Annotated in this window: 25 protein-coding genes; 7 read left to right on the top strand and 18 right to left on the bottom strand. The window is 46.6% G+C overall.

The window, feature by feature from the left end; all coding sequences use genetic code 11:
• Positions 1-17: 17 nt before the first annotated feature.
• From H3H32_RS29520 to nadA, 7 genes are all read right to left on the bottom strand, one after another.
• Entirely contained in the window at positions 18-1,391 is a 1,374-nt protein-coding gene (locus H3H32_RS29520; protein WP_182459307.1) for a glutamine synthetase family protein, read from the bottom strand.
• Positions 1,392-1,427: 36 nt separating this feature from the next.
• On the bottom strand, positions 1,428-1,949 hold the full coding sequence (locus tag H3H32_RS29515) for a DUF6169 family protein (protein ID WP_182459306.1): 522 nt from the start codon (positions 1,947-1,949) through the stop codon (positions 1,428-1,430).
• A complete protein-coding gene (locus H3H32_RS29510) occupies positions 1,915-2,097 on the bottom strand; it encodes a hypothetical protein (protein WP_182459305.1) in 183 nt (60 codons plus the stop codon). Before H3H32_RS29510 ends, H3H32_RS29515 begins: the two co-directional genes overlap by 35 nt.
• A 151-nt stretch (positions 2,098-2,248) precedes the next feature.
• On the bottom strand, positions 2,249-3,835 hold the full coding sequence (nadB, locus tag H3H32_RS29505) for an L-aspartate oxidase (protein WP_182459304.1): 1,587 nt from the start codon (positions 3,833-3,835) through the stop codon (positions 2,249-2,251).
• Between the two features lie 4 nt (positions 3,836-3,839).
• A complete protein-coding gene (locus tag H3H32_RS29500) occupies positions 3,840-4,166 on the bottom strand; it encodes a type II toxin-antitoxin system RelE/ParE family toxin (RefSeq protein WP_182459303.1) in 327 nt (108 codons plus the stop codon).
• A complete protein-coding gene (locus H3H32_RS29495) occupies positions 4,156-4,380 on the bottom strand; it encodes a hypothetical protein (RefSeq protein WP_182459302.1) in 225 nt (74 codons plus the stop codon). Before H3H32_RS29495 ends, H3H32_RS29500 begins: the two co-directional genes overlap by 11 nt.
• Positions 4,381-4,391: 11 nt before the next feature.
• Positions 4,392-5,381 (bottom strand): quinolinate synthase NadA, encoded by a 990-nt coding sequence (gene nadA / locus H3H32_RS29490; protein WP_182459301.1) that lies wholly within the window; start codon positions 5,379-5,381, stop codon positions 4,392-4,394.
• Between the two features lie 206 nt (positions 5,382-5,587).
• Between nadA and H3H32_RS29485 the strand changes: the two genes are divergently transcribed.
• On the top strand, positions 5,588-6,631 hold the full coding sequence (locus H3H32_RS29485; protein ID WP_182459300.1) for a ferredoxin--NADP reductase: 1,044 nt from the start codon (positions 5,588-5,590) through the stop codon (positions 6,629-6,631).
• Between the two features lie 91 nt (positions 6,632-6,722).
• Here the strand turns inward: H3H32_RS29485 and udk are convergent, their stop codons facing one another.
• The 4 genes from udk to atpD all read right to left on the bottom strand — a co-directional run bounded on the left by udk (position 6,723) and on the right by atpD (position 10,171).
• Complete coding sequence (udk, locus tag H3H32_RS29480) at positions 6,723-7,340, bottom strand: uridine kinase (protein WP_182459299.1); 618 nt, start codon at positions 7,338-7,340, stop codon at positions 6,723-6,725.
• Between the two features lie 212 nt (positions 7,341-7,552).
• Complete coding sequence (gene atpC, locus H3H32_RS29475; RefSeq protein ID WP_182459298.1) at positions 7,553-7,798, bottom strand: ATP synthase F1 subunit epsilon; 246 nt, start codon at positions 7,796-7,798, stop codon at positions 7,553-7,555.
• Positions 7,799-7,884: 86 nt separating this feature from the next.
• Positions 7,885-8,535, bottom strand: coding sequence for a hypothetical protein (locus tag H3H32_RS29470; RefSeq protein WP_240543532.1), 651 nt, complete (start codon positions 8,533-8,535; stop codon positions 7,885-7,887).
• A gap of 109 nt (positions 8,536-8,644) precedes the next feature.
• Positions 8,645-10,171: a F0F1 ATP synthase subunit beta gene (atpD, locus tag H3H32_RS29465; protein ID WP_182459297.1), complete on the bottom strand. Its 1,527-nt coding sequence runs from the start codon at positions 10,169-10,171 to the stop codon at positions 8,645-8,647.
• Between the two features lie 330 nt (positions 10,172-10,501).
• Here atpD and malQ point away from each other — a divergent pair, with 330 nt between their 5' ends.
• The 6 genes from malQ to H3H32_RS29435 all read left to right on the top strand — a co-directional run bounded on the left by malQ (position 10,502) and on the right by H3H32_RS29435 (position 18,763).
• Positions 10,502-12,085 (top strand): 4-alpha-glucanotransferase, encoded by a 1,584-nt coding sequence (malQ, locus tag H3H32_RS29460; RefSeq protein ID WP_182459296.1) that lies wholly within the window; start codon positions 10,502-10,504, stop codon positions 12,083-12,085.
• Positions 12,086-12,461: 376 nt separating this feature from the next.
• Complete coding sequence (locus H3H32_RS29455; RefSeq protein ID WP_182459295.1) at positions 12,462-13,850, top strand: outer membrane protein assembly factor BamB family protein; 1,389 nt, start codon at positions 12,462-12,464, stop codon at positions 13,848-13,850.
• Positions 13,851-13,891: 41 nt separating this feature from the next.
• Positions 13,892-16,906, top strand: coding sequence for a tetratricopeptide repeat protein (locus H3H32_RS29450; RefSeq protein ID WP_182459294.1), 3,015 nt, complete (start codon positions 13,892-13,894; stop codon positions 16,904-16,906).
• A gap of 29 nt (positions 16,907-16,935) precedes the next feature.
• On the top strand, positions 16,936-17,466 hold the full coding sequence (locus H3H32_RS29445) for a hypothetical protein (RefSeq protein WP_182459293.1): 531 nt from the start codon (positions 16,936-16,938) through the stop codon (positions 17,464-17,466).
• An 11-nt stretch (positions 17,467-17,477) separates the two neighbouring features.
• Positions 17,478-18,200, top strand: coding sequence for an ABC transporter ATP-binding protein (locus tag H3H32_RS29440; RefSeq protein WP_182459292.1), 723 nt, complete (start codon positions 17,478-17,480; stop codon positions 18,198-18,200).
• A gap of 65 nt (positions 18,201-18,265) precedes the next feature.
• On the top strand, positions 18,266-18,763 hold the full coding sequence (locus H3H32_RS29435) for a heme-binding domain-containing protein (RefSeq protein WP_182459291.1): 498 nt from the start codon (positions 18,266-18,268) through the stop codon (positions 18,761-18,763).
• Between the two features lie 144 nt (positions 18,764-18,907).
• Here the strand turns inward: H3H32_RS29435 and H3H32_RS29430 are convergent, their stop codons facing one another.
• The 7 genes from H3H32_RS29430 to H3H32_RS29400 form a co-directional block, all read right to left on the bottom strand.
• The gene (locus tag H3H32_RS29430; protein WP_182459290.1) at positions 18,908-20,086 is read right to left on the bottom strand and encodes a Gfo/Idh/MocA family protein; all 1,179 of its coding nucleotides are present in this window, start codon (positions 20,084-20,086) and stop codon (positions 18,908-18,910) included.
• A gap of 128 nt (positions 20,087-20,214) precedes the next feature.
• On the bottom strand, positions 20,215-20,700 hold the full coding sequence (locus tag H3H32_RS29425; protein ID WP_182459289.1) for a GyrI-like domain-containing protein: 486 nt from the start codon (positions 20,698-20,700) through the stop codon (positions 20,215-20,217).
• Positions 20,701-20,824: 124 nt separating this feature from the next.
• The gene (locus tag H3H32_RS29420; RefSeq protein ID WP_182459288.1) at positions 20,825-21,550 is read right to left on the bottom strand and encodes an ATPase; all 726 of its coding nucleotides are present in this window, start codon (positions 21,548-21,550) and stop codon (positions 20,825-20,827) included.
• Positions 21,547-21,777 carry a hypothetical protein gene (locus H3H32_RS29415; RefSeq protein ID WP_182459287.1) on the bottom strand — a complete coding sequence of 77 codons (231 nt, stop codon included), beginning with the start codon at positions 21,775-21,777 and terminating at the stop codon, positions 21,547-21,549. The genes H3H32_RS29420 and H3H32_RS29415 overlap by 4 nt, the downstream gene beginning before the upstream one ends.
• A 207-nt stretch (positions 21,778-21,984) precedes the next feature.
• Positions 21,985-23,796 carry an acyl-CoA dehydrogenase FadE gene (locus tag H3H32_RS29410; protein ID WP_182459286.1) on the bottom strand — a complete coding sequence of 604 codons (1,812 nt, stop codon included), beginning with the start codon at positions 23,794-23,796 and terminating at the stop codon, positions 21,985-21,987.
• 110 nt (positions 23,797-23,906) lie between these two features.
• Complete coding sequence (locus H3H32_RS29405; protein ID WP_182459285.1) at positions 23,907-24,311, bottom strand: VOC family protein; 405 nt, start codon at positions 24,309-24,311, stop codon at positions 23,907-23,909.
• A gap of 16 nt (positions 24,312-24,327) precedes the next feature.
• Complete coding sequence (locus H3H32_RS29400; protein WP_182459284.1) at positions 24,328-25,674, bottom strand: TolC family protein; 1,347 nt, start codon at positions 25,672-25,674, stop codon at positions 24,328-24,330.
• Positions 25,675-25,683 lie beyond the last annotated feature (9 nt).

Here is a 25,683-nt window from a genome sequence, read left to right as displayed (position 1 = left end):
CGTAAACAGAAAACTCTTTAAATAATCTCAAAATATCGTTTCAGTTCCCAGTCGCTGACCTGGCGGAGATATTGCCGCCATTCCCAGTCGCGAGTGCGCGTGAAATGGTCAACAAATTCGACGCCAAACAGTTCAGCCGCCACTGGCGAATTGGCCATTGCCCGCGTGGCTTCGTCCAAATTCGTAGGTAATATGCCATTCCGCTTATCGGCATAACCATTTCCAACCGAAGCTGGAATGTCTAATGTTAATTTATGCCGGATGCCATACAAGCCAGAAGCTAATGACGCAGCTATTGCCAGATACGGATTTGTATCGGAACCAGACACCCGATGTTCAACACGCGTATAGGCCTCCTTATGATTTAACACCCGAAGCGCAGTTGTCCGATTATCTACCGACCAGGTTAATGTAGTAGGGGCCCAGGCACCTTCAACCAGCCGTTTATAGCTGTTGATGGTTGGCGCAAACATGGGCGTAATATGGGGCAGGCAATACAATTGGCCGGCCATGAACTGGCGCATTAGCTCACTCATGTTATCTGGTTGAGTGGCATCATAAAACAGATTTTTTGTCTGTTCGGGGTTCCAGAGACTCTGGTGAATATGACCGCTACAACCGGGCAAATCAGCGTTCCATTTCGCCATAAACGTAGCCACTATGCCATGTCGGTAAGCAATTTCCTTCACAGCGGTTTTGAATAGAGTAGCTTTGTCGGCGGCTCTAACGACTTCATCATGCATGATAGCCGCTTCGTAAACGCCCGGCCCCGTCTCGGTATGAAGCCCTTCGAGCGGTATATCGAATTGAGCCAGTAAATCGAATAGATCGTGATAAAAGGCACTTTCGAGCGAAGGGCGCAGGATAGAATACCCAAACATGCCTGGCGTAAGTGGCTCTAATTGCCGAAAGTCTTTATGCTGTAGACTTTGGGGTGTTTCGCGGAAATTGAACCACTCAAACTCCTGGGCAAATTCAGCGTGGAAACCCATTTGCTGGCACTGGCTGGCAATGCGTTTGAGCAAACTACGTGGACAAGCGGCTAAAGCGTAGCTAGACGGCTGATTAGTTGGGCTAGGACTAAAATCGGCGAGAAAAAAGGGAATATTATCTTCCCAGGGAAGTTGCCGAAAGGTAGAAACATCAAGCCGAACCGGCGCGTCGGGATAGCCGGATTGCCAGCCCGTTGTTTTACCATTATCGTAAGGCGTATCGGATGAATCCCAACCCCAAACGACATCACAAAAACCGAACCCATCGGTCAAGCCATCCAGAAACTTCTGTCGATGAATGATTTTGCCGCGCAGAACGCCATCAATATCGGTAAACGCATATTTGATTTTTGGGCTATCACTTTGATTGATGAAGTCGATAATGTCTTGCTGATTCATGATTCTGGGGCAGATTAGGCTGGGAACGCGTCCATTTTATTTGTCATTGCTATCAGCCCAAAGAATTAACCTTTGATAAGCCACAATGATATATTGAAGCAATGGATGTTTAGCTTGTAGAATAAGCGAAGTATAAACGGGAACTTCCTTATCCTCAAACTCCAGATCTATCTTCATTAGCGTTGTCCCTCTACCTTCGAAATAACTATACCAGGAATTGAATTTTCTGAAACGAATGGCTTGCCGTCCATCCGATGAATCGCAAATATAAACGACTACTGCACCTTCTCGTTTAAAGAAATCTCGAAATATAGCAGCAATCGTTGGGGGTAGAAGAGAGTCAGATGGAGGATTTATAGTAAGTATATTTTCTTCAATACGAATAATGAACTCATATACATCCTTATTGAATTCAGGATATTCTGGAAATAAATAGCCTGATGGCTTAAACATCACTTCGTAGGTTATTCCTACTCCATTTACAAAATAATAGGAGTTTGTAGGGCCACCACCAAAAATAAAATCATGCTTTAATGACTGATGTTCCTCGTTCTGCATTACGTTTTTTCAATTCAGCAATGGCGGCTTTTTGACTTTCAGTTAGTTCGCGAGGCTGGTTTTCTTCTAATTTCCTTTGCTCCAGAATCCACTGGAACAAGGCTGCTCCACCTTTAGGGCGGCTGTTGGAGTCATGTATTCGTTCCATAATGCTTTATTTATAAGAGCCAAAGATACTATTTAGCTGTAAAACAATAATGAACCCAATTCGCGTTCGATCTGGTCGAAATAGCTAGTTAATGAGTATTTCTTTAGAGGATCAAAGACAGAATTAATTAACTAAACAACAAGTTTGTTGCCTATTTCACATTATCCAGATTAAAATGCAGTCCACTGTTTTCGCGCCGGGCCATTGCCATTTTAATAACCAGGTAAGCTACTTCGATCATGTTCCGGAGTTCGCAAATAGGAACCGATACTTTCGATTGGCGATAGAGTTCTTCGTGTTCTAAGTAAATTAATTCAAGACGGTCCATCGCTCGCTTCAGGCGTCGATTGGTGCGTACAATGCCAACATAGTTGGACATGATCGATTCCAGTTCTTTTTTCATCTCGGTCACTAGCACCAATTCCTCAGGATGGGTTGTGCCTGCGTCGTTCCAGGCTGGGATATTTTCAGGTAAAACGGCCTGATCGAGTAATTCTACCGTTTTCTCATAGGCTCGATGGCCAAAGACAACGGCTTCGAGGAGTGAATTGGAGGCCAGGCGGTTGGCACCGTGAAGACCCGTACAGGAGCACTCACCAACCGCATAGAGGAACTGAATGTTGGTCTGTCCCCATTCGTTAACCCGCACACCACCACATAGGTAGTGTTGCGCCGGTACAACGGGGATATAATCTTTCCGTAAATCCAGCCCCAAATGGTCGCGGCAATAGGCGGTTATATTGGGAAAGTGTTCAACAAATCGTTCGTAATCGCAGTGAGTTACATCCAGATAAACGTGTGGATCCCCCGCTTTTTTCATTTCGGAGTCGATGGCACGGGCCACAATGTCGCGCGGGGCCAGCGACAGGCGCGAGTCGTAATTCTCCATAAACGTCTCACCTTTGCGCGTTCGTAGTACACCGCCAAACCCACGAACGGCTTCGGAAATCAGGAAATTGGGTTTTTTACCGGGTTCGTACAGGGCCGTCGGGTGAAACTGGATAAACTCCATGTCCTTGCCGATCCCCTTGGCGCGGTAGGCCATTGCAATGCCATCGCCAGTTGCAATGTTTGGGTTCGTCGTATTCTGATAAATATTCCCGATACCGCCAGTTGCCAGTAGGGTCGTTTTGGCCAGAAACTGTTCGACTTGCCCGGTACGGGTATTTAGTACGTAAGCACCAAAGCACTTATTATCAGTGTCATAACGATGAACCGTTTCGCCAAGTTGGTGGCGTGTGATGAGTTCAACGGCGTAGAAATGCGTAAAAATCTCAATGGATTTCAGCGAATTTGCCTTTTCGAGTAATGCCCGTTCTATTTCAGCGCCAGTAATGTCTTTAAAGTGCAGAATTCGAAAATCGGAATGGCCGCCCTCTTTGGCGAGGTCGTAATCGGAGCCACCATGTTCCTTGTCGAAACGTGTGCCGTAATCAATCAGCTCCTGGATACGGACGGGTGCTTCGCGAACAACGATCTCAACAATATGCCGGTCGCTCAGAAAGTCGCCTGCCACCATCGTATCTTCGATGTGTTTTTCAAACGAATCTCCTTCCGACCAAACAGCTGCAATACCACCCTGAGCGTATTTAGTGTTAGTTTCTTCGGCCTGAACTTTGGTGATTACACCGATTTTTACAGCCTGCTGTAACTTCTCAAAGTGCATTGCCAGCTTAGTAGCATAACTCAGGCCCGCAATGCCGGAGCCGATAACCAGAAAATCGAATTGATGGGGCATTGATCTAAGGAATATTTAAAAGGCGGTCATCCAAGTCGCCTTCTGCAATGGTGTCTGCTTCGCTTTTATCGTAGATCGCAACCAGATAGACCGTTTCATCAATTAATTTGACGCACGATATAGCTCTAGCTCCGCCACGCTTGCCCTTGTTTTTACTGGATATTGCTAATCGAATTTTATAGCAGTCCTTACCCAATGATTCACCTTGTTGCGGGTCTTGCTGCAAGGATTCAATTAAGTTTGCTAAATCACTTTTGAACGAGGGGTATTTCTTTCGTAGTTGTTTAGCATCACGCAACGCATCGGAGGTGAAAATTACTTTATAACTCATCAAGAACTTGTTGAGCTGTTTTAAGAGTAATCTTACCTTTCTGATGAAGCTTTATCTCGGCTAATCCTCGCTCAATACCGTCCAAAATCTCCCGTTTCTTACGTGCCTTAGGAGTTTCTTTTACAGTTGTCGCTTTAATTTTCATCACTTTGGCGAACTGCTTCACTAAACGTAGTTCGTCTGGTGTTTGAGGTTGCAAAATAATCTGTTGCATATCTTTCTTATTTACTTGCTCAACTCCAGCATCCTAGCCACCGACTCATACGCCTTCAAACGAATATCTTCCGGTACAATAATTTCCGGTTGTTCGTAAAGCATGGCGTTGTATACCTTCTCCATTGTGTTCATTTTCATGTAGGGGCATTCCGAACAGGCGCAGGTATTGTTCTGGCTGGCGGGGGCAGGAATGATTTTCTTGTGCGGAACGGCTTCCTTCATCTTGTGCAGAATGCCCGCTTCGGTACCAACGATAAACGTCTGCTCGGGGCTATCGACCACGTATTTCAACAAGGCTGTTGTTGAACCAACATAATCGGCTTCACTCAGAATATTCTCCTGACATTCGGGGTGGGCGATGAACTTCGCTTCGGGGTAATCAATGCGAAGTTTGTGCAATTTTTCGAGCGAAATATCGATGTGCACAATGCAGGCTCCATCCCAAAGCACCATATCGCGGCCAGTTTTCTTTGAAACGAAACGGCCAAGGTTGGCGTCTGGCGCGAAAATGATTTTCTGATCTTTCGGTAAACTCTCAACAATTTTCAGGGCATTCGAGGAGGTAACGATAATATCGGATAATGCCTTGATTTCGGCCGAGCAGTTAATGTATGACAGTACAATATGATCGGGATATTGTGCCTTGAACTCAGCGAATTTATCGGCTGGGGCCGAATCGGCTAGTGAACAACCCGCGTTTAGATCAGGAATAACGACCTTTTTCTCGGGAGATAAGACCTTTGCTGTCTCGCCCATAAAATGTACGCCACAGAATACAATCATGTCGGCGGGGGTAGCGGCTGCCTGCTGCGATAAACCAAGGCTATCGCCAATGTAATCGGCTATGTCCTGAATGGCACCGTCCACGTAATAATGGGCTAGAATAACGGCATTCTTTTCTTTTTTCAGCCGGTTAATCTCGGCAACTAAATCTATGTCTTCGGCGACTGGTTTATTCACATAACCAATGCGTTGAACTTCTTCCAGGAGTGCTTCCATTCGGGTATCGACAGGTGGTTTACTACTAAACAACGAATACTAAGAAAATGTCACGATATTCTTTCGAGAGAAAGCGTAGCGAATCCACCGCTCGGCGGACCGGCAGGGCAAATCCACCGCACCGGCGGGGCGAATTTCAGGAAATCGTTTGGGCTTTCAAACAACAGCTTGTATTTGATTAGTTTTGAGAGAAAGCTGCTCTATTTATGACCGACGATTTTCTTCAATTACGCGTTGTGCGTATTGTTCGTGAAACGGCCGATGCCAACAGTTACTTTCTGGAACCATTAAATGGTCAATTCGTTGCGTATCGTGCCGGACAGTTTCTGACCCTGATCATAAATCATCATGGCCACGAAGTTCGTCGATCATACTCGCTCAGTTCGACTCCTGATGAACAATTCTTACGATTGACAATTAAGCGAGTTCAAAATGGAGAAATTTCCCGCTACCTGCACGATACATTGCGCGTTGGTGATGTGGTAAGGAGTTTGCATCCCGCTGGTCGATTTACCCTTGGTGAAAATCCGAAAGGAGATATAATTTTATTCGGAGCGGGAAGCGGTATCACCCCTTTGTTCGGGCTTATTAAGCAGGTTTTAAGGGAAGAATCAAATCGGTTTGTAACCCTGCTCTACAGCACCCCAAACGAGCGAAATACTATTTTTCGAGAGGAGCTAAATGTCTTACAACGTCAATATCCAGATCGGTTCCGATTAATTTACCTGCTAAGTAGTCCGACTGAAGATTGGAACGCCTTACGAGGAAGGCTGAACAATGTAATGTTGGAGCGTCTCTTGCCTGAATTGGTTAAAAACTCAGATCCAAAAGAACTCCGTTTTTATGTATGCGGCCCAGGTGATTACATGCGAATGATTCAGTTTACACTAGTATTCAGCGGTTTTCGACCAGAACAGATTCGACGCGAGAATTTTGTTGTTGAGCCTGTTTTTCTAACACCACCACCTATTGCGGCCCAGGATCGAATGGTGTTGTTAAAGTTGCGAGAGCGCGAGATCGAAATTCAGGTGCCAGCTTATAAATCCATTTTACAGGCAGCTTTAGACGAGGGAATTCATTTGCCCTATAGCTGTCGGGGTGGTCGTTGTTCCACCTGTGCCGCCCGTTGTTTATCAGGAAAGGTCCACATGACTATCAACGATGTATTGACGGATCGCGACCTTGCAGAAGGCTGGGTGTTAACATGCACGGGCTATCCTGAAAGCGACGGAGTTGTGATTGAGTTGTAAAGTAGCGTGGACTTCCAGTCCGCGTAGCCAAAGGCTAAAAAGGTAATTACAACTTAGCCTTCGGCTACGCGGACTGGAAGTCCACGCTACGTTATACTTTCGTTTTCAAAAACTCAATGACTACATTCAGCCCTCGCTGGTAATGATGATTGTTCGGAATCACAATATCCGCTTCGGCACGGTATGGCTTGATGAATTGGCGGTAGGTTGGCTTCACGTGGTATTTCCAACGATACATTACATCATCTAAATCATAGCCCCGCTCTTCGGCATCGCGCTTCACCCGCCGTTCGAGTTTAATGCTGTTTTTGGCATCGATGAAAATCTTCAGATCCATCTGATCCGCTAGTTCACGGAAATGGAAAACGAAAATGCCTTCAACAATAATGATCGGTGCAGGCTTAAACGTCAACATCCTTGGTACAATGGCCGGGTTGTTGAACGTATATTCTTTTTGCGTGACAATCTCACCATTATGTAACTGCCCAATGTGCTTGGCATAGAGATGGTGATCAATGGTTTCGGGTAAATCGAAATTATGGATACCCTGATCATCTACCGGAATGACATCGCGGCTGAGGTAGTAATTGTCCTGCGAAATCAGGCATATCTGCTCGTCGGTGAAGGCATTCAGGATACCTTTCAGAAAGGACGTTTTACCCGAAGCACTGCCGCCGGTAATGCCGACGATGAAAGGTTTGGTTGCCATGATGAAGTAAGAAAAATAACAAAAAAAGCAGGAAAACGCAGACGGCCAATAAAAAAGCGGTTCACCTGCTAAGTGAATCGCTTTTAAATCAATGGCTAAACTATTAATTGGCCAATTTAGAATTCTGGTCGTTTCTTTAGATTCTATTGTGTTGATAAACAATTCAATAGAATCCAAAGAAACGACTAGAATCCACTAGAATCTATTTTGGTTTAAGCAACGACAGCTTCGGCGAGAACGAGTACTTTGTTCTGAAGTACTTCCACTACGCCACCATCAACGATGAAGGTTTGTTCGCCAGACGCCGTCTGTACGATAAGCTTGCCCTTATCCAATGTGCTTACCAGAGGAGCGTGGTTGTTCAAAACCTGAAACTGCCCTTCGCTACCTGGAAACGTAACCGCACTGGCTTCGCCAGAAAACACCTTACGGTCGGGAGTGATAATATCTAATGTCATACGAGAAAGATGTATGATGTATGATGTATTATATATGACAGGTTATTAGCACGCACCTACATCATACATACTATATCATATATCTTTTATAATGCTCCTTTTACAAAATTAAGCACGCTACCAATTTGAGTCTTCGCAGCGGGTTCAGCAGCTTTAGCTACTAAGCCGCCCTGATCGAGTTTACCAACACTGGCTAGAGCAGTTGAAATCAGCGATTGGCCTGTCGATTGAGTGCTTCCGCCTAATGACGACAAAGCTCCACTAATACCGCTTAAGCCACTCGTTAGTTGACTTCCTTTACCCAGTAACGAGCCCGCAGCCAGAATGCCTTCGAGTTGGTTGCCACCTGAGGCTAATTTAGCCAGGCTAACAGCTTTGCCTAAAGCACCACTACCAAGCGCTCCTGTTGGAATCAACGGAAGTAAAGCCTTCAGCTTACTCACCTGCGCCAGTACTTTATCCTTGAATGAGGTTGGCTTAGCCTGGGCTTCGGCTTCTAAACCGGCAATGCCTGTTTTCAACTCCTGCGTTGTCGTTTCTTTGTCGCCTTTATCAAGGGCCGCTACAGCATTGTCAAGATGAGTCGTTGCAGAAGCATCCTGCACTGTCGAAGCCTTAACTACACCACCAACAATGGATTTTGTGGGTATGGCTATAGCTTGGGCCGACATAGACGCTGTTGTCACTAAGCAGAATGACATAAAGGCTACTCCTATTCTCAATCGAATCGTTTTCATAAAACTAAGTGTGTTTATTGTCAAACTATCAGACTTGAGGAAGGAGGTTTGGTTTCCAGCCTACGATTAATAAAGTATTAAATTATAGGCTGGAAACCAGAAATATAGCTTATTGACCAGCTTCTTTCATCATTTTCTCTCCCTTCGCAACGGCATCTTCAATAGTGCCAACGAGGTTGAATGCTGCTTCTGGCAGGTGGTCATATTTACCGTCGATGATCAGGTTGAAACCTTTGATCGTGTCTTCGATCGGTACAAGAACGCCTTTCAGACCCGTGAACTGTTCAGCTACGAAGAAAGGCTGCGACAGGAAGCGTTGTACACGACGAGCGCGGCTTACAACCAGTTTGTCTTCTTCCGAAAGCTCTTCCAGACCCAGAATGGCGATGATATCCTGCAATTCTTTGTAGCGTTGCAGAATCTCTTTTACGCGTTGAGCGGTGTTGTAGTGCTCGTCGCCCAGGATTTCGGCAGACAGAATCCGCGAAGTCGAATCAAGTGGGTCAACGGCAGGATAGATACCCAGCTCAGAAATTTTCCGGCTTAATACCGTCGTAGCATCTAAGTGAGCAAAGGTGGTAGCCGGAGCAGGGTCAGTTAAGTCATCGGCAGGTACATAAACGGCCTGTACCGATGTGATCGAACCCCGTTTGGTTGAGGTGATACGCTCCTGCATGACACCCATTTCGGTAGCCAGCGTAGGCTGATAACCTACCGCCGATGGCATCCGGCCTAAAAGAGCCGATACCTCCGAACCCGCCTGGGTAAAACGGAAGATGTTATCAACGAAGAACAGAATATCACGACCAGCACCTTCGCCGTCACCATCACGGAAGTGTTCAGCAATGGTCAGACCCGACAGAGCTACCCGAGCACGTGCTCCAGGAGGCTCGTTCATCTGTCCGAATACGAAAGTCGCCTGGCTTTTGGTCATCTCTTCCAAATCAACTTTGGTCAGATCCCAGCCACCTTCTTCCATCGAATGTTTGAATGCATCACCGTATTTAATGATACCAGCTTCAATCATTTCGCGGAGTAGGTCATTTCCTTCGCGGGTACGTTCGCCCACACCAGCAAATACCGACAGACCTGCATAGGCCTTCGCGATGTTGTTGATCAATTCCTGAATCAATACGGTTTTACCTACACCAGCACCACCGAAGAGACCAATTTTACCACCTTTTGCGTAAGGCTCCAGCAGGTCAATTACTTTAATACCTGTGAAGAGAACTTCGGTTGAGGTTGCGAGGTCTTCGAATTTAGGCGCAGCCCGGTGAATAGGAAGGCCAGTACCGGTTGTTTTTGGTTGTGGGATACCATCAATGGCATCACCAACCACGTTAAATAACCGACCCCGAATTCCGTCGCCGGTAGGCATTGTGATTTGAGCACGAAGGTCAATAACATCTAAGCCGCGATAAAGCCCGTCGGTAGAGTCCATCGCAATTGCCCGTACACGGTCTTCGCCAAGGTGTTGCTGAACTTCCAGAATGACCTGTTGGCCATTGGGTTTTGTTACTCTGAGGGCGTCCAGAATGGCGGGAATCCGGGTGCCTTCGCCCTCGAAACTCACGTCCACGACCGGCCCGATTATTTGCGTAATCTTACCCGTATTGACTGCCGTTGCGTTACTCATTGGTATGTGGTATTTCTTTATTGAAATGTTGCCCGTTGTTTGGGACTGCAAAAGTAGGAGAAAAACCGCGTAAGGTCAAGAATCAACGGAGTCATTTTCCTGTTGATTCGCAATCAAATAGGTTTGGCAGTTAGCTTTTTACGTGAAAAGTCAAACAAAAATAGCCCGGAGCGGATTTGTACAAAAACAAGTCGCTAGCAAATAGTCCTTAGTCAGCGGTCATCAGCCAATGGTTCATAGTTAGTAGCGAACTGATCGCTAACACTGTCAACTGACGACTGTTGACTATCGACTTATTGACTAACGATACTGACTCAACGACTCTTTTTCATGCTTCAACAACGTTCAAGTGGCTTGCTGCTTCATATTACCTCGTTGCCTTCTGCGCACGGTGTTGGCGATTTAGGCCCCGAAGCTTATCGCTTTGCTGATTTTCTGGAAGCATCAGGACAAACCTATTGGCAAATTCTTCCGCTTACGCCCGTTGATCCAGGCTCGGGATTTTCTCCCTACAGTAGTCCGTCGGCTTTTGCTGGAAATATTCTGATGGTTAGTTTGGAGAAATTGGTAGAAGAAAATCTGCTCAGTCAGGAAGCGCTGGATGTGTTTAACGAACAGCCTGTTCACGACGTAACCGTAACCGAGCCGCCTAGCTCATCGGGCAATACAACCCCAACCATATTAGCAGGTCCTCTTGTGTTAGCTCCGAATACAATGCATGCGGCCTGGATAAAAAAACGTCCATTGCTACAACAGGCGGCCGAAGTATTTTTACGGGATGCGGTTCCGGCCCAACGCAGTGATTATGATCGTTTCTGCGCCTGGCAAGCTGATTGGCTGAATGACTACGCGCTGTTTACGGCCCTGCAGGAATCGACGGGTGAGCCTACCTGGGTGCGTTGGCCGGAGGAACTAGTCAGGCGCGATCCGACGGCATTGGCTCGCCAGACCGACTTACTGCATGATCGAATTGAGGTCGTTAAGGTGATGCAGTACTTTTTCATGCGACAGTGGAATGAATTGACCGCCTATTGTTATGGAAAAAAAATTCATTTGATCGGCGATATTCCCATCTACATTCAATTCAATAGTGCCGATGTTTGGGCGAATCCGACTCTGTTTAAGCTCGACGCTAACTTTCAGCCCTTATTTGTCGCTGGAGCTCCGCCCGATTATTTTAGCGAGTATGGGCAGCGATGGGGTAACCCCATTTACGACTGGGCCGAGCATGAACGTACTGGATTTGCCTGGTGGATGCATCGGTTACGGCATCAGATGTCTTTATACAGCCTAACCCGATTAGACCATTTTCTGGGATTTGCCGTGTATTGGGAAATTCCGGCTAACGAACCGACAGCTAAAGTGGGCGAGTGGGTAAAAGCGCCTATCGAAGCCTTTATGCACGCAATGCATAGGCAATTTGTGCAACTAGCTATCATTGCTGAAGATTTGGGGGCTAAAGCCGCCGAAATACAACCGTATTTGCGGCATTACGGAATTCCCGGCATGCGTGTCGTTCAATTTGGGTTTGGGTACGACATGCCAACCTCAACACACGCCATTCACAACCATACCGAAAATTTTGTTGTGTACTCGGGAACGCACGACAATAATACAACGCTGGGCTGGTTCAACGAGTCGGATGAAATTCATCGGCAACGAATGAATGATTACCTGGGTTACAAAGTCACGGACAGGAACGTAGTAGAGCAGATTTGCCGATTGACTATGCAGTCGGTTGCGCGACTGGCGATAATGCCCGTTCAGGATATTCTGAATCTCGATGAAACCCATCGGATGAATACGCCTGGCCTGGGCGGACGAAGCTGGCAGTGGCGCTTACAAGCGGATCAATTGACCAATAAGATTGCCGAGAAATTATTGAAACTGACAAAGATGACAGGGCGGGCATAAGTATATGATTAGGTTAAAAGCATCTCTTTATGGACCTGCTTTTTGTCTGAAAGTCCGAAAGAAATAAATTTATTGTTAGTAGAATTGTCATTTTTTATCCTCGTTCTCAATCAAAATGATTGTATAGAACGAGGTTTTTTTATAATCTAAACCGATTAAATAAACCAGAATATATTTTTTGTATTTATAAATGTCACTTTGGCATTATATGTGTTTTAGAGTTAGAGATAACCATATTGATTGGCATACATCTAATTAAACAGACTCTCTTTTTCTGAGAGATCGACTAAAAAATAGACGCCTTTACTGTTCATACGCCGAATTGCTAATTAATTCGGCACGCTCACCCGTTTACTCAAATTAATCTACACTACTCATGTTGCGAAATTTATTGAGCCCCTTTCTACAGCTAACTGGACTTGTATTAGTTGTTGTGGCTTGTCAAAGTTCGGTCGATACCCAGCCTGTTAGCACAGCAAAAAATATTACTGCGTTCTCACTTCCCTATCTTTCTCCAGCCGTTACTGGCGTTATCGATTCGGTTATTCATACGGTTCGGGCTACAGTGCCAGTTGGTGCTGATTTGACTAAATTATCGCCCGGCATTACGATATCGCCGAATGCTGTGATAACGCCCGGCTCTACAGTTGCTCGGGATTTTACAAAACCGGTTTCGTACACTGTCACGGCGCAGGATAATACAGCTCAGACGTATACCGTCACGGTCAGTGTAGCCAGTTCTATTACAAATGGTGGTTCGTATGTGTATATAGGCAATGGCATCGGTAATTTTTTTGCTGTCGATGGAGGTACGGGGGCGGTTAAATGGCGGGTTTCCACAGGGTCGTCCATTACATCGAGTGCGTTTGCGGCAGTTGGAATGGCCTTTACTGGAAGCGACAATGGGAATCTCTATGCCTTCGATGCGGAAACAGGAACGCAACGCTGGAAAGTCAGTACAGGAAACGGTATCTTATCCAGTCCGGTGGTTTCGGGAACCACTGTGTTTGTGGGTAGCGAAGACCAAAATCTGTATGCGATCAATGTGCTGACAGGGGCCATACGCTGGAAATTCGGCACAGCGGGTGGGGTTACTTCGAGCCCTGCGGTTGTCAATGGGGTGGTATACTTCGGTAGCAAAGATCAGACCCTCTATGCTCTTGATGCCATTACGGGAACGCAACGCTGGAAATTTGGTGCCGGTGGTCAAATTACCTCGAGCCCTGCCGTAGTAGGTAGCCTGGTGTATATCGGTACCAACGATTACAATCTTTACGCACTGGATGCGACTACCGGAGCAATTAAATGGAAATATGCTACAGGTGGCCTCGTAGCCTCTAGTCCGGTGGTTTCTAACGGCATCGTGTACATCGGTAGCGAAGATAAAACGATCTATGCTCTCGATGCTACAACCGGTACTTTACGCTGGAAATATGGCACCGCTGGGCGAATAGCTGCCAGTGCAGCCGTTGAAAATGGCATTGTTTACATGGGTAGTGAAGACAAGACAATGTACGCTCTCGATGCCACAACTGGTACTTTACGCTGGAGATATAACACTGGGGGTATTGTTAGCGCAAGCGCGGTAGTATATAATGGCTTTGTTTATTTCGGGAGCCAGGACTCCAGCTTGTATTGCTTGAATGCCACTAGTGGTGTACTGCGATGGCGTGTGCCGCTGGATGCTAAGCTTCTGGGGAGTCCTTGCCTGCTAAACAGCGACTTTGTACCTTTCGCATCTGGAATTAGTGGCGGGCATCAATAGTTACATAGGCACTAACCAGCGGTTAACTGCGTTTTTCTTTCATGTCATCCTTATTTTTCTGGAAAGCCTGGAGTCGAACCTATCGACTTACCTATCTCTTTAGCTTTATTGTCTTCTGTATCAGCCTTGTTGCTTTTGTCATTGCCTGGTTACGTGGCCTGGGCAATGTTGTCAGTTGGGATGTACTAAGTGAGCTAAACGAACTACCGGTTATTTTCCATTCCTTCTCCGACGGAATCCTTGATTATGCGGTAAACGGGAAAGCCTATGCCGTTTCCGAACAGTTTGTGGCATCGGCTATGCGAGTCAGACCAGAATTGGCAACGGCTTTTCTGGGTGGCATTTGCATAGCCTTTGTTTTGCTGATTAGCGCCATTACCCGATTCGATAGAATTCGGTATTTGATTGGGATGGCAATCCTTATCCTTGGCTTAGCTTTTTTTCGCTGGGAAATGCTTGAAGTACCGGGGTTGGGCAGCAATTATCTGTTTCTGTTACTGACGTTTCTGTTTGGAACAACAAGTTATTATTTCCATGCCTTCCGATCCGATTATCCAATAGCCATTCGATTGGGCGTTTTTGGTCTGCTGACTCTTGGCGTTTCGCTGGTTTTGAGTGCTTTATCGCCAGTGAAATTTCCAGCTTTAGTCGTAGTCAGTTACGGAATGCCTGTTTTGCTGGCCTTGGGAAGTGGGTTCATTTTTTTCATTGCTACTGAAGTTGTTGCTGGGCTCGTCTGGCTTACATCTGCCGGACATTCTGAGGAAGGTAAGACGCCATCTCGCCGAACATTGGGAATCAACAACTTTCTGTTTATTAGCCTATTGTATCTAATTAATCTGGCACTCACCTGGCTGAAAAATACAAAATATATCGACTGGGATGTATGGGCTATTAGCCCCTTTATTCTCTATCTGATTTCGGTCAAGATGGGTGTTTGGGGCTTTCGTCGGTTAGTAGAGCAACAGGATACGTTCTCATTTCGTGATTCGGGTGCCTATTTGTATATGGGGCTGGCTTTGCTGACGACGCTTACGATTGGTTATACATTCGTTACGGCTAACGACCCATTGATAGAGGTATTCGAGGATGTGATTACCTATACACAACTGGCGATGGGCCTGTGTTTTGTTGCTTACGTCGTCATTAACTTTCTGCCGATTTATCAACAAAATCTGCCTGTATATCGCGTACTATACAAGCCCAAACGACTGGAGTTGAGCTTATTCCGTATTGTAGGGGTCGTTGGAGTAATTGCCCTGTTGGGGTCAGGTGGGTTAATTACTGTTCGCCAGAGCGTTGCGGGTTATTATAACGGATTGGGAGATTATTACATCGCCAGTAACCAGCCAACTTCGGCCAATGCATTTTATCAACTGGCGTTGGAGCAGGAGTTCCAGAATCACAAATCCAATTATGGAATGGCGTCGCTGGCATTGGCGCAGAATAACCAGACAGCGGCAGCTTTTTATTTTCAACAGGCGCTCCTGAAAAAACCGAACCCTCAGGATTATGCCGGTTTGAGTCAGACTTACTTAAATACTGGCTTATTTTTTGAGGCCGTTAAAGCGCTTCAACGGGGTATTCGGGCCTTTCCGAACAGTGGCGAATTGCAGAATAACCTCGGTTATCTCTATGCTCGTACCAGTGTTGCTGATTCAGCTTATTATTACTTCAAGTCGGCAACGACAACGTCTGGACGTAATGAAGTGCCGGAGTCGAATTTGCTGGCATTTTACGCCCGAAATCCCACTGTGCTGGCTGCTGATTCTACGCTAGCTCGTAGCGCAATAGAATCGACTTACGAATCATATCAGGCAAATGCATTGGCTCTACGAATTGTGGCCGCACAGGATACCACGCAACCACATAGGCCGACCTGGTTATCTGACGAAACCCTAAAGCAAGGCCTAAGCGTAAGTCGATTCGCAAGCTTATATAACTATGCTTTGGCTAATCAAGGTGCTGATAGTATCTCGGCAAAGGCGTTTCAGAAGTTATCTGACAATCCCGCCAATCAGGACTTTACAGACGATTTGCTATTGGCACGGGCCGCAACGGAATACAAACAGCATAATCACTCAACGGCTTTTGCCCTCATGGGGCAATTGGCCGAAGGAGATGGGAAGAGTGGATCGGCTTATCGCTCCATTGCCGGGTTGTGGTTCCTGGAGCAGGGTTTGTACCGGAAAGCCGCTGAAACATTTGGTTATAATACCGATACAACGTCGATTTACTATCGGGCAATAGCGTTTACTAAGGCGAACGAGCTGGCAATAGCACAGCGCTTTTGGGAAACGGCTGCCCAAAATGATCAGGCTGTTACCGCCTTGAAGCAGGTGCTTTACCAAGAGCGCAAGCCAGAGTCTGATTTGGAGAAAGCGTTTTATGCCACGTATCGTATTGATGATTTAAATCGGGGTGCTTATTGGGAAACGATTCAGGACCCAAATTTGAAGACGGTTGCCGGGGTTGCTTTGACCAATGACTATCTCGATAACTTACAGTGGCGAAATGCACAGCTGATTTTATCGGGATTACCAGACTCAAAACAAGTGAGTGCCTTTGCCGCTTCGTTGCGGGATGTTGCGGCTCTTCGGCTGTCGGCTTTCCGGCGGAGTGTTGGTTCGGCAGAGACGATGGCCAGGAAATCTATTTTGCCGCAACACTGGGCCGAACGAGACTATTGGCTTGGACAAACCTATGAACGCACTCACCGAATTAGCCAGGCACAACAAGCGTATCAAAACGCGTTAAAACTGGCTCCGTTAAACGCCCAACTTGTTACGGCGGCTGCCCAACTCGATCAGCAACAGAAGCGATCAAAAGCGGCCTACGATCTTGTGTTGACTGCGCTGTCGGTCAATGAAGACAATACCCAATTGCTGAAGCTGTATGTCACTCTTTGTCTGGACTTAAGCCTGCCCGATTATGCCGAGAAGGGTCTGGTAAAACTACAGTCAGCGACCTCTCCTGCCGATTATCAGGCGTTTCTGCCGACTTATCAGCAAAAATTAGCGTCAATCGAAAAGAGTAGGGAGAAATTTCTACAATGAAGTAGCTTTGTCTATCACCCCCCTAAGCTATGGATCGGAAATTGAACTGGCTGAAAGAAGCCTTTAGTCGTGACCTCAGCATTATGCAGGATGGTCAGGTAGTAGGCGGTATGCACCGCGATTTATTGAGCCATGATGTGGAAGCGTATTTGAACGCAACCCGTCTGCGATTCGATGTAACGGGCTTCCTCTTTCACTCGGTTACTATTTATGATCTGAACGCTGACAATCAAGTCATTGGGCATATTGCATTTAGTTTCGGAAAACGGGCCGAACTTAAACTGGCATCGGGTGAAAGCTATCTCTGGAAACGGCATAACATGTTGATGCGGGAATGGGACATGATTCGGGAAACACCAGATGGATTGCCCGAAAAAGAAGTGGTTAGTTACGACTTAACCCGCAAATTTTTCGAGGATGCTGGCGACATTAGCGTGCATGAAGATAAACCGATTGCTGCTGTCGAGCTTATTATTTTAACGGGATTATTCATCAGAAACTATTTTCAACGCCGTCGTCGAATCGCTGCCGGAGCTGGAGCTATAGCGGCAACCACATAAGCCTCACTACTATGAACATTATAGAAACTCGCAACATCGCCAAACGCTACGTAATGGGTACCGAAGTGGTTGATGCGCTTAAGTCGGTTACCATTAGCATTCAAAAAGGAGAATACGTTGCGTTCATGGGGCCGTCGGGTTCGGGGAAGTCCACGTTGATGAACATTGTTGGCTGTTTGGATTCACCCACGTCTGGTCAGTATATTCTGAATAATCAGGATGTTAGTAGTATGGGCGAAAACGAATTGGCTGAGGTTCGTAACAAAGAAATTGGCTTCGTTTTCCAGACGTTTAACCTGCTGCCTCGACAAACCTCGCTCGAAAATGTAGCCTTACCGCTCATCTATGCCGGTTATAGCAAAGCTGATCGTACCGAGAAAGCCATGCAGGCGCTCAAAAATGTTGGCTTGGAAAATCGGGCAGGTCACCGACCAAATGAACTTTCGGGTGGGCAACGGCAACGGGTAGCTGTAGCGCGTGCCCTGGTTAATGACCCCAGTATTCTGCTTGCCGATGAGCCAACCGGTAACCTCGATACGAAAACGTCCTACGAAATCATGGACCTGTTCGACCAGATTCATAGTAAAGGCAACACCGTTATTATGGTGACGCACGAAGAGGATATTGCCGAGTACGCTCACCGGATTGTTCGACTCCGCGATGGTCTGGTTGAGTCAGATCGCCTGAATACGAATATCCGCAAGGCGCAGGTGCTCATGCAGACATTAAAATGATTTAAGAATAGGGTATGGTCAAATAATTTATATTTAGCCATTCTTAACCTATTCGTCCTACTAACATGCTTCGTAAAATTCTGCTGGGGCTGCTCGCCGTACTGGTTATTATTCAGTTTATTCGGCCCGAGAAAAATCAGTCTGCAGTTGTGTCAGCCAATGACATCACAACAAAGTATGCCGTTCCTGCTGATGTTCATGCCGTTCTGAAACGAGCTTGTTTTGATTGTCATTCCAATAACACGACATACCCCTGGTACGACAACATTCAACCGGTTGCCTGGTGGCTCCATCACCACATAGAAGAAGGCAAGGAAGAACTCAATTTTTCAGAGTTCGCGACTTATTCGCCTAAGAAAGCCAGGCATAAACTAGAGGAAGTAGGGGAGGCTGTTACGGAAGGCTGGATGCCATTAGGCTCTTATTTGTGGATTCATACAGATGCCAAACTTAAACCCGAAGAAGCGAAGTTAGTAGCTGATTGGGCCAAGGGTCTTGAAGCCCAGATTCAGGTACCTGCTGGTGAGGAAAAAGAGGGCAAACATCACCACGAAGAACATTGATTTTTTGTTTTTGTCAGCCTATTTTTTGTCATGCTGTTTTTTGTCATTTCGACGTCAGGAGAAATCTTGAAATCTCTCATCAGTCAAGTTTAAGATTTCTCCTGACGTCGAAATGACAAAAAACAGCATGACAAAAGCAAAAAACTACACCTTCAATTTCAGCTTCTTACCCGTTTCAGCGGCCTGATAAATGGCCTGTAACAAGGTGACATCCCGCAGACCTTCTTCACCTGTAACGTGGCTGGGTAGTTGCTTTCCATCGAGCAGATCTTTGCAGACGCCATCCATATGAGCCGCTTGGTGGTTTACAACGGGCATCTCAATTGGGCCTTTGCTGGTACGACCTTTTAAGGGACCATAACCAAAAGCGGGCGACAATTCAAACCAGCCTTTTTCACAGGACGCATAAAGTCGTTCAACGCCTGACGCATAACTAGTGGTTGAGTTAGAAACGGCCCCGCTTGGAAATTCAAACTGCCAGAACATCGTCTCCTCAACATCTTTGAATTTTACGGGATCGGTTTTCGGAGCAAACTGGGCTGTTACCGAAATGGGTTCTTCGCCCGTTACGTAGCGGGCTCCCTGTATCGCGTAGATGCCTACGTCCATCAATGGACCGCCACCCGCCATGCTTTTCTTTAAACGCCACTGGTTCGGATCACCACTTCGGAAGCCATCGCTGCTCTCCACGAATTTAACGGCTCCAAATACTTTTTCCTGCCCTAAGCGCATCACTTCTTTGGTGAATGGCTCATAGTGAAGTCGGTAACCAATGGCCAGTTGTTTATTAGCCTTTTTACAGGCATCGATCATATTCTGACAGGCTTTCGGCGTAATGGCCATTGGCTTTTCGCAAATGACATGTTTGCCCGCCTTGGCCGCCCGAACAACGTATTCTTCGTGCATCGAGTTGGGAAGTACAACATACACCACATCAATGTCTTTGTTATCCACAATCCGATCGAAGGTTTTGTAGTCGTAGACGTTTTCTTTCGGGATGTTGTATTTCTTCATCCATTCCTCGGCTTTTGATGGCGTGCCGGTTACAATACCCGCCAGACGGCAGTTTTGCGTCTGTTGCAGAGCCGGAGCCAATAGGTTTGTACTATAATACCCTAAGCCGACCAAGGCAATACCTAGCTTGCGGCCAGGCTGTCCTAAGCCTTTTGTATCAGGGTTTGTCAGGAATGAATAAAGACCACTTGACTCGTTCTGGACAAGCTGATTATCGGCATAGCCGAGCATGGGCAGCGACAGCGCCGATGCACTCGCGCCCAGATTACGCAGGAAGGTTCGCCGGGAATTGGATTGCTGATTTTTCATGAATAGGCCGTTCTAAAACTCGGTTAAGCTGCGTAAACTGTCATACGCGCTGGAGTCTATAAAAAAGTACCGAAGCTGGGTTTTCTACCAACTTCGGTACCAGGTCATGTACTATTAAAAAAGTGAGCTTACGCGAGGCCAATCTGTATTTCGGTTACGCAGTTTTCCATTTGCTCCAGATCAACGACAGTGTACACCTCACGAACGAGCCCATTAGCCTGATGACCGTCCCGATGAAACTGACCAAAAAGGGCATCATATAACTCACCAAAGTCGCTCCAAGGGCCTGTATGGGTATACGATAGGCAGCGAAACGCGGGATATACCTGATACGAAAACCGATCGGATTTCTCGCCGGGTTGCTGAATAGGTAAAACAATCTCCAACTGAAACTCTTTGGTTACGTCGCCAGTGGCATCTGTATAAATCCACTGAATCGGGCCTGCAACGTCCAGATTAAGTAGGCTGGCTTCTTTATAGAGTTCCATCGCAACACCAGGCGCATATTGTGATAGCGTTTGCAAGGTTGTTCGAGTCGTAAACGTGAGCGCTGTGAATGGTTGGGTTTCTTTTTCGGATAAAGCGTTTTCTGGAAGTGTCAGTTGCGTTGTCATGATTTGTTGGGAATTGGTGAATGACCGCAACAAAGGTCGTGTGGGGTAGTGACAGCGGTATGTCAGTAGTTAATGTCAGGTTTACTATTCTTGACTCTTGTGCCTGAAAAGTTTTGAAATGTGCTTACAATTTCGCCAGCACGGATTGAGAAAACCAGTTGGGAATCAGATCGGTTTTCAACTCAATATGTACACCTTCGGAGATTTCGGCAATCCACACCTTTGTTTGGCCTGAATTATCGAAAATATAGGCACGATTGGTTAGGCGAATAGCATCTAGCAACAATGCGAGCGAACGGTGATAACGCTCAGTCACTTTATCATCGGGTACGGGATGCCCACCCGTTCGGACACGGTGTCGAATCCGGGCAATGTTAATTAGAGGATCTTCGGTTGCTACGTAATAAAGGTAATTTCGAAACCCAACGGCCTGCGCCCGCCGGAGCGTTTGTAACTTGTCGGCTGACGACATGACCGTTTCGAATGTAAATGACTGTCCAGCGTCGATCAGTTTTTGTCGTAAATAGTCTGTCAGGATAGCGCTTAAGTACGAGTTAAATCCTACGTTGCCAAAGTCTATAAATTCGTTTTCTATCAGTCGGATTCCGTCTATAAATTCGATTTGATCAGTGCGCTGTGATAGTGGATGGGTATTGAAAAAATCAATGATTTCTGCTTGAGAAATGGATAGGCTCATCCCCCGAAGGTCATAATAGCCATCTCGACGGACTTCTTTTTCGATGTCGTCTGGGTTCAAATATGTACCAAGTAACTCCGGGGCAATTACAGACTTCACGGTACTCTTCCCCGAACCGTTTGGCCCAGCAAACATTCTTAAGCGTCGAATCATACGCTCGGAATTGTATAGTGCTGTTGTTGTACTGTCTGAGGCTTTGGAATTACTTTTACTACTGTGCGGGTTCCATCTGGTTTTACCTCAACGATGTTGCCATTGTCAACAACATACGCGCTGTCGCCTGATGCAAGAGTCTGCCAGTAAGCTTGTCGGGTAGCTTGTTCCGCCAACTCGGGAATCTGTTTCTCTAAATAGTCGAGTGCTTGTTCAGTCAGTGCCATCAGTTGAGGTTATTTTAGGTAAAGATAACTTTTAAGAAGTGATTAGAATTCAACTAGCGTTAGTAAAAACAAAAACCGCTCTTAGCTCAAGAGCGGTTTTTGTTCTATAAGTGAAGTTAAGACTTTCGCTTAGGGCCATTCCACGTTAGTCATAAAAAACGAGCCAGTCCATAAGACTGGCTCGTGGTATTTAGCTGTCGAATGTAATTAAAAAATGTACTTGTTCTCAGCAATCATGGCATCGGCAATCTGACGGCGGGCATCTTTGAGGTTCATCGGATCAATTTTGGTGAATCGTTTCAATCCCATTAACATGCCGCGTAACTCGTCGCCTTCGGCAAAGGATGTAATCGCTGCCCGGCCAGCATTATTAACTTTCTCGACTGCTTCGTGCAGATAAACCAAAGCCATTTGCTTCTGGAGTGCTACCGCTTCTTCGCCTTTAATGCCAATCAGTTTTTCGACACGTAATAAGACTGACTCGGCAACGTACACTTCAATCGCCATATCGGCCACGTTCATCAGAATTTCCTGCTCGTTCGAGAGCGTCATCATGAATTTCTGAACTGCAGCGCCTGATACCATCAAGGCCGCTTTTTTCAGGTTCTTCAGCACTTTTTTCTCAGCAATGAACAAGCCTTCTTCCTCATCCGAACCGAAGTCTGGAATTGACATGATTTCTTTAGCAACGGCCATGGCTGGCCCCATCAGGTCAAGCTCGCCTTTCATGGCCCGTTTCAACATCATGTCCACGACGAGCATGCGGTTGATCTCGTTCGTGCCTTCGAAAATCCGATTGATACGGGCATCGCGGTAGGAGCGATCCATTGGCGCATCGGCCGAGTAGCCCATGCCGCCGTATACCTGAACACCTTCATCGACTACGTAATCCAGTACTTCCGATCCGTGGACTTTCATGATGGCGCATTCGATGGCAAACTGCTCCAGCGCTTTCAATTTCGCTTGGCCGTCTTCCATACCCTGCCCTTTAAAATCTTCGATCAGATCGTCGATATTCTGGCCAGCCCGATACGAAGCCGTTTCGGAGGCATATATTTTCAGCGCCATTTCGGCCAGTTTGTGCTTGATCGCGCCAAACTGAGAAATGGCCGTTTTAAATTGCTTCCGTTCGTTCGAATAGCGAATAGCGTTGTTAAGAACTTCTTTCGAACCGCCGATGGCAGCAATACCTAACTTGATCCGACCAATATTTAGGATGTTTACGGCAATCTTAAATCCATTGCCCCGCTCCGACAATAAATTCTCGACCGGCACTTTCACATCGTTGAAGAAAATCTGACGCGTATCAGAGCCTTTGATGCCCATCTTATGCTCCGGCTCGTTCATCGTGATGCCTTCGTACGTACGCTCAACAATAAATGCTGACAGATTTTTATCGGTCTGTCCGGCCTCGTCAATCTTGGCGAACACGATGTACACGTCAGCAAATCCACCATTGGTAATCCACATTTTCTGACCATTCAGAATGTAGTGTTTGCCGTCTTCAGAAAGGACAGCTTTTGTTTTGCCAGAGTTGGCATCTGAACCAGAATCAGGTTCAGTTAAGCAGTAGGCTGCTTTCCATTCGCCACTAGCTAGTTGAGGTAAGTATTTCGATTTCTGATCGTCGTTGCCGTAGTAGACAATGGGCAACGTGCCGATACCCGTATGTGCCGACAGTGCCACCGAAAACGAGTGGCCTGCACCAGTCACTTCGGCAACCAGCATAGAGGTGTTGAAGTTGGTACCAAAACCGCCGTACTGCTCAGGCACCGATGTGCCAAGAATACCTAGTTCACCGGCTTTGTCCATCAGCGACGAAATTAGCTCTGGCGACTTCGCATTGTCGATTTCATTCAGACGTGGCCAGATTTCCCGCTCCAGAAACTCACGGCAGGTAGCCGCAATCATCAGTTGCTCTTCAGTAAATTCTTCAGGAATAAAGACTTTGGCGGCTTCGGTTTCTTTGATCAGGAACTCGCCACCCTTAATGGAGGCTTTAGGCTCTGTCGCAATCATATTGCAGTCAGTTTATTATGCTTGCATACTAATTATACGACAAAGAAAATCATTTCAAAATTAGTATGCAAGCATACTAATAATATTTTTCGAATGATTGATTTAACCCACTAATCGGTAAGTGTGGACGTGGCAAATAAGGTAATTTGCATGCCATCTGGCGCTTGAATTCTAGAGACTTCACTCCAGGGAGCCGTGGTAGGCGGAGCAACTGAAGTAGCGCCACCATCAATTAATTTCTCAGTTGCAGTCGCAACAGGCTCGCTAACCCGCAACGCCAATCGAACGGGTCCCGAAACCCGGTTGCCTACTTCAATTTGGTCAATCCGAGCTGCGTGTTTTGCGTCGATCAATTCGAGCGATGCCCGACCAGCGTCCAGAATAATCCCGTTGCCAGCGTCTTCATGCCATTCTTTCGATGTTTCCAGGCCAACGGTGTCTCGGTAGAAACTGATCAATTCATCCAGATTTTCGACAGTAAGAATAAGTCTCAACTCTTTTATGGCTTTTTCCATGATATGTTTTGACATGTTATTTGATCTTTCCCAGCACCTTGTCCAGATTGACCGTTGCCGTGAGGTAATCGTACACAGCCTGTAAGTAATTCGACTTGGCTTGCGTCAGGGAAAGCTCAGCGTCCGACATATCTAACCGGGAAGCGATGCCCTGTTTCCAGCGATCGCGTGTAATTCGATAGCCTAGTTCTGCTACCGAGATGGTTTGTTGCTGGGTTTGAATCCTGAGCCGTGATTCTTCTACATTAGCTAAGCCAATCTTCACTTGGGCCCGTACAATCTCTTTAAGATTAGCCAGTTGCGTGTTACTTTGCTGGCGGGTAATCTGTGCTTGTTGAATACGGGCGTTCGTTCGGAAGCCGGTAAAAATCGGGACATTCACTTGTAGACCTACGTATGAACTTACAGGCCATTTGTAATCGCCAAACTGAAAATTATTGGCTTGCGATTGCGTCTGGGCCAAACCGATTGCCGATAATTTCGGCTGCTTTTCAGCGATCTGTTGTACGATTTGCTCCTGATTCAGCTTTTCTAGTAATTCCAGCCGACGTACTTCGGGGCGAGCCTGCACGGCATCCAGAAAAACGTCTGTTCCGGGCAAAGTGAATAGCGTTTCGTTGTAGCGAAGAGAATCCTGAAGTTCGATGACTTCCTGCTCGTCCAAGCCCATCGTCTGTTTCAGAATCGTTTTGGTGATGCCAATCCGATTTGTCAATTGAATGAGCGTCGGGCGCAGGTTCTCAACGGTAACGAAGGCGCGTAATGTATCGACTCGTGATACTCTTCCCTGAGCCAGCAATGAGCGGGAATCTTTTAGTGCCTGCTCGTTTCGGGCAATACTCTGTTGTTGCAGGCGAAGTTGTTCCTGCGTGATCAATACGTCCAGATAAGCCTTCTTCACATCCGTGACGACGTTGGCCCGAACGGTAGCCAACGCTTCTGTCGTGGCCGATTCATCGATTTGGGCCGCTCGAATGCCCGATCGAACACTAGCCTGAAAGAGTGGATGTGATACGGCAATACCACCTAGCAACGCATTTGATCCACCAACCCGAAAGGTTGCCACTTGATCGTCGCCGAGGCCAACAAAACTGCCGGGCAGGAAGGAGACCTGTTTATTGATGTAATATAAGTATTGCGCCGAAGCGGCAACGGTCGGTAAGGCATAGCCTCGCGCTTCAACGACTTTCTGGGCCGATTTAGACGTTTCCAGCGTAGCTATTTGTAAGTCGCGATTTTTATCAAGCGCCAGCTTGACAGCATCATCCATTGTTAGTTGCCGGACCTGAGCCTGAGCTACCTGACCTAGAGCCAGATACACAAAAGCTACAAACAGGACGACAATATAATTTGTGTGTCTCATGATTAATGT

The organism is Spirosoma foliorum (assembly GCF_014117325.1).
In the GTDB taxonomy this organism is placed as follows: domain Bacteria; phylum Bacteroidota; class Bacteroidia; order Cytophagales; family Spirosomataceae; genus Spirosoma; species Spirosoma foliorum.
Note: the sequence above shows the minus strand (reverse complement) of the source record. Positions and strands in the feature narration are given on the sequence as shown.

Coding starts and splice junctions, on each gene's coding strand:
- atpD (WP_182459297.1), bottom strand. CDS start 10,171: ATGAGTAACGCAACGGCAGTCAATACGGGTAAGATTACGCAAATAATC.
- H3H32_RS29455 (WP_182459295.1), top strand. CDS start 12,462: ATGTTGCGAAATTTATTGAGCCCCTTTCTACAGCTAACTGGACTTGTA.
- udk (WP_182459299.1), bottom strand. CDS start 7,340: ATGGCAACCAAACCTTTCATCGTCGGCATTACCGGCGGCAGTGCTTCG.
- H3H32_RS29400 (WP_182459284.1), bottom strand. CDS start 25,674: ATGAGACACACAAATTATATTGTCGTCCTGTTTGTAGCTTTTGTGTAT.
- H3H32_RS29420 (WP_182459288.1), bottom strand. CDS start 21,550: ATGATTCGACGCTTAAGAATGTTTGCTGGGCCAAACGGTTCGGGGAAG.
- nadA (WP_182459301.1), bottom strand. CDS start 5,381: ATGGAAGCACTCCTGGAAGAAGTTCAACGCATTGGTTATGTGAATAAA.
- atpC (WP_182459298.1), bottom strand. CDS start 7,798: ATGACATTAGATATTATCACTCCCGACCGTAAGGTGTTTTCTGGCGAA.
- malQ (WP_182459296.1), top strand. CDS start 10,502: ATGCTTCAACAACGTTCAAGTGGCTTGCTGCTTCATATTACCTCGTTG.
- H3H32_RS29410 (WP_182459286.1), bottom strand. CDS start 23,796: ATGATTGCGACAGAGCCTAAAGCCTCCATTAAGGGTGGCGAGTTCCTG.
- nadB (WP_182459304.1), bottom strand. CDS start 3,835: ATGCCCCATCAATTCGATTTTCTGGTTATCGGCTCCGGCATTGCGGGC.
- H3H32_RS29520 (WP_182459307.1), bottom strand. CDS start 1,391: ATGAATCAGCAAGACATTATCGACTTCATCAATCAAAGTGATAGCCCA.
- H3H32_RS29425 (WP_182459289.1), bottom strand. CDS start 20,700: ATGACAACGCAACTGACACTTCCAGAAAACGCTTTATCCGAAAAAGAA.
- H3H32_RS29450 (WP_182459294.1), top strand. CDS start 13,892: ATGTCATCCTTATTTTTCTGGAAAGCCTGGAGTCGAACCTATCGACTT.
- H3H32_RS29470 (WP_240543532.1), bottom strand. CDS start 8,535: ATGAAAACGATTCGATTGAGAATAGGAGTAGCCTTTATGTCATTCTGC.
- H3H32_RS29485 (WP_182459300.1), top strand. CDS start 5,588: ATGACCGACGATTTTCTTCAATTACGCGTTGTGCGTATTGTTCGTGAA.
- H3H32_RS29495 (WP_182459302.1), bottom strand. CDS start 4,380: ATGCAACAGATTATTTTGCAACCTCAAACACCAGACGAACTACGTTTA.
- H3H32_RS29510 (WP_182459305.1), bottom strand. CDS start 2,097: ATGGAACGAATACATGACTCCAACAGCCGCCCTAAAGGTGGAGCAGCC.
- H3H32_RS29435 (WP_182459291.1), top strand. CDS start 18,266: ATGCTTCGTAAAATTCTGCTGGGGCTGCTCGCCGTACTGGTTATTATT.
- H3H32_RS29415 (WP_182459287.1), bottom strand. CDS start 21,777: ATGGCACTGACTGAACAAGCACTCGACTATTTAGAGAAACAGATTCCC.
- H3H32_RS29515 (WP_182459306.1), bottom strand. CDS start 1,949: ATGCAGAACGAGGAACATCAGTCATTAAAGCATGATTTTATTTTTGGT.
- H3H32_RS29445 (WP_182459293.1), top strand. CDS start 16,936: ATGGATCGGAAATTGAACTGGCTGAAAGAAGCCTTTAGTCGTGACCTC.
- H3H32_RS29500 (WP_182459303.1), bottom strand. CDS start 4,166: ATGAGTTATAAAGTAATTTTCACCTCCGATGCGTTGCGTGATGCTAAA.
- H3H32_RS29440 (WP_182459292.1), top strand. CDS start 17,478: ATGAACATTATAGAAACTCGCAACATCGCCAAACGCTACGTAATGGGT.
- H3H32_RS29405 (WP_182459285.1), bottom strand. CDS start 24,311: ATGGAAAAAGCCATAAAAGAGTTGAGACTTATTCTTACTGTCGAAAAT.
- H3H32_RS29430 (WP_182459290.1), bottom strand. CDS start 20,086: ATGAAAAATCAGCAATCCAATTCCCGGCGAACCTTCCTGCGTAATCTG.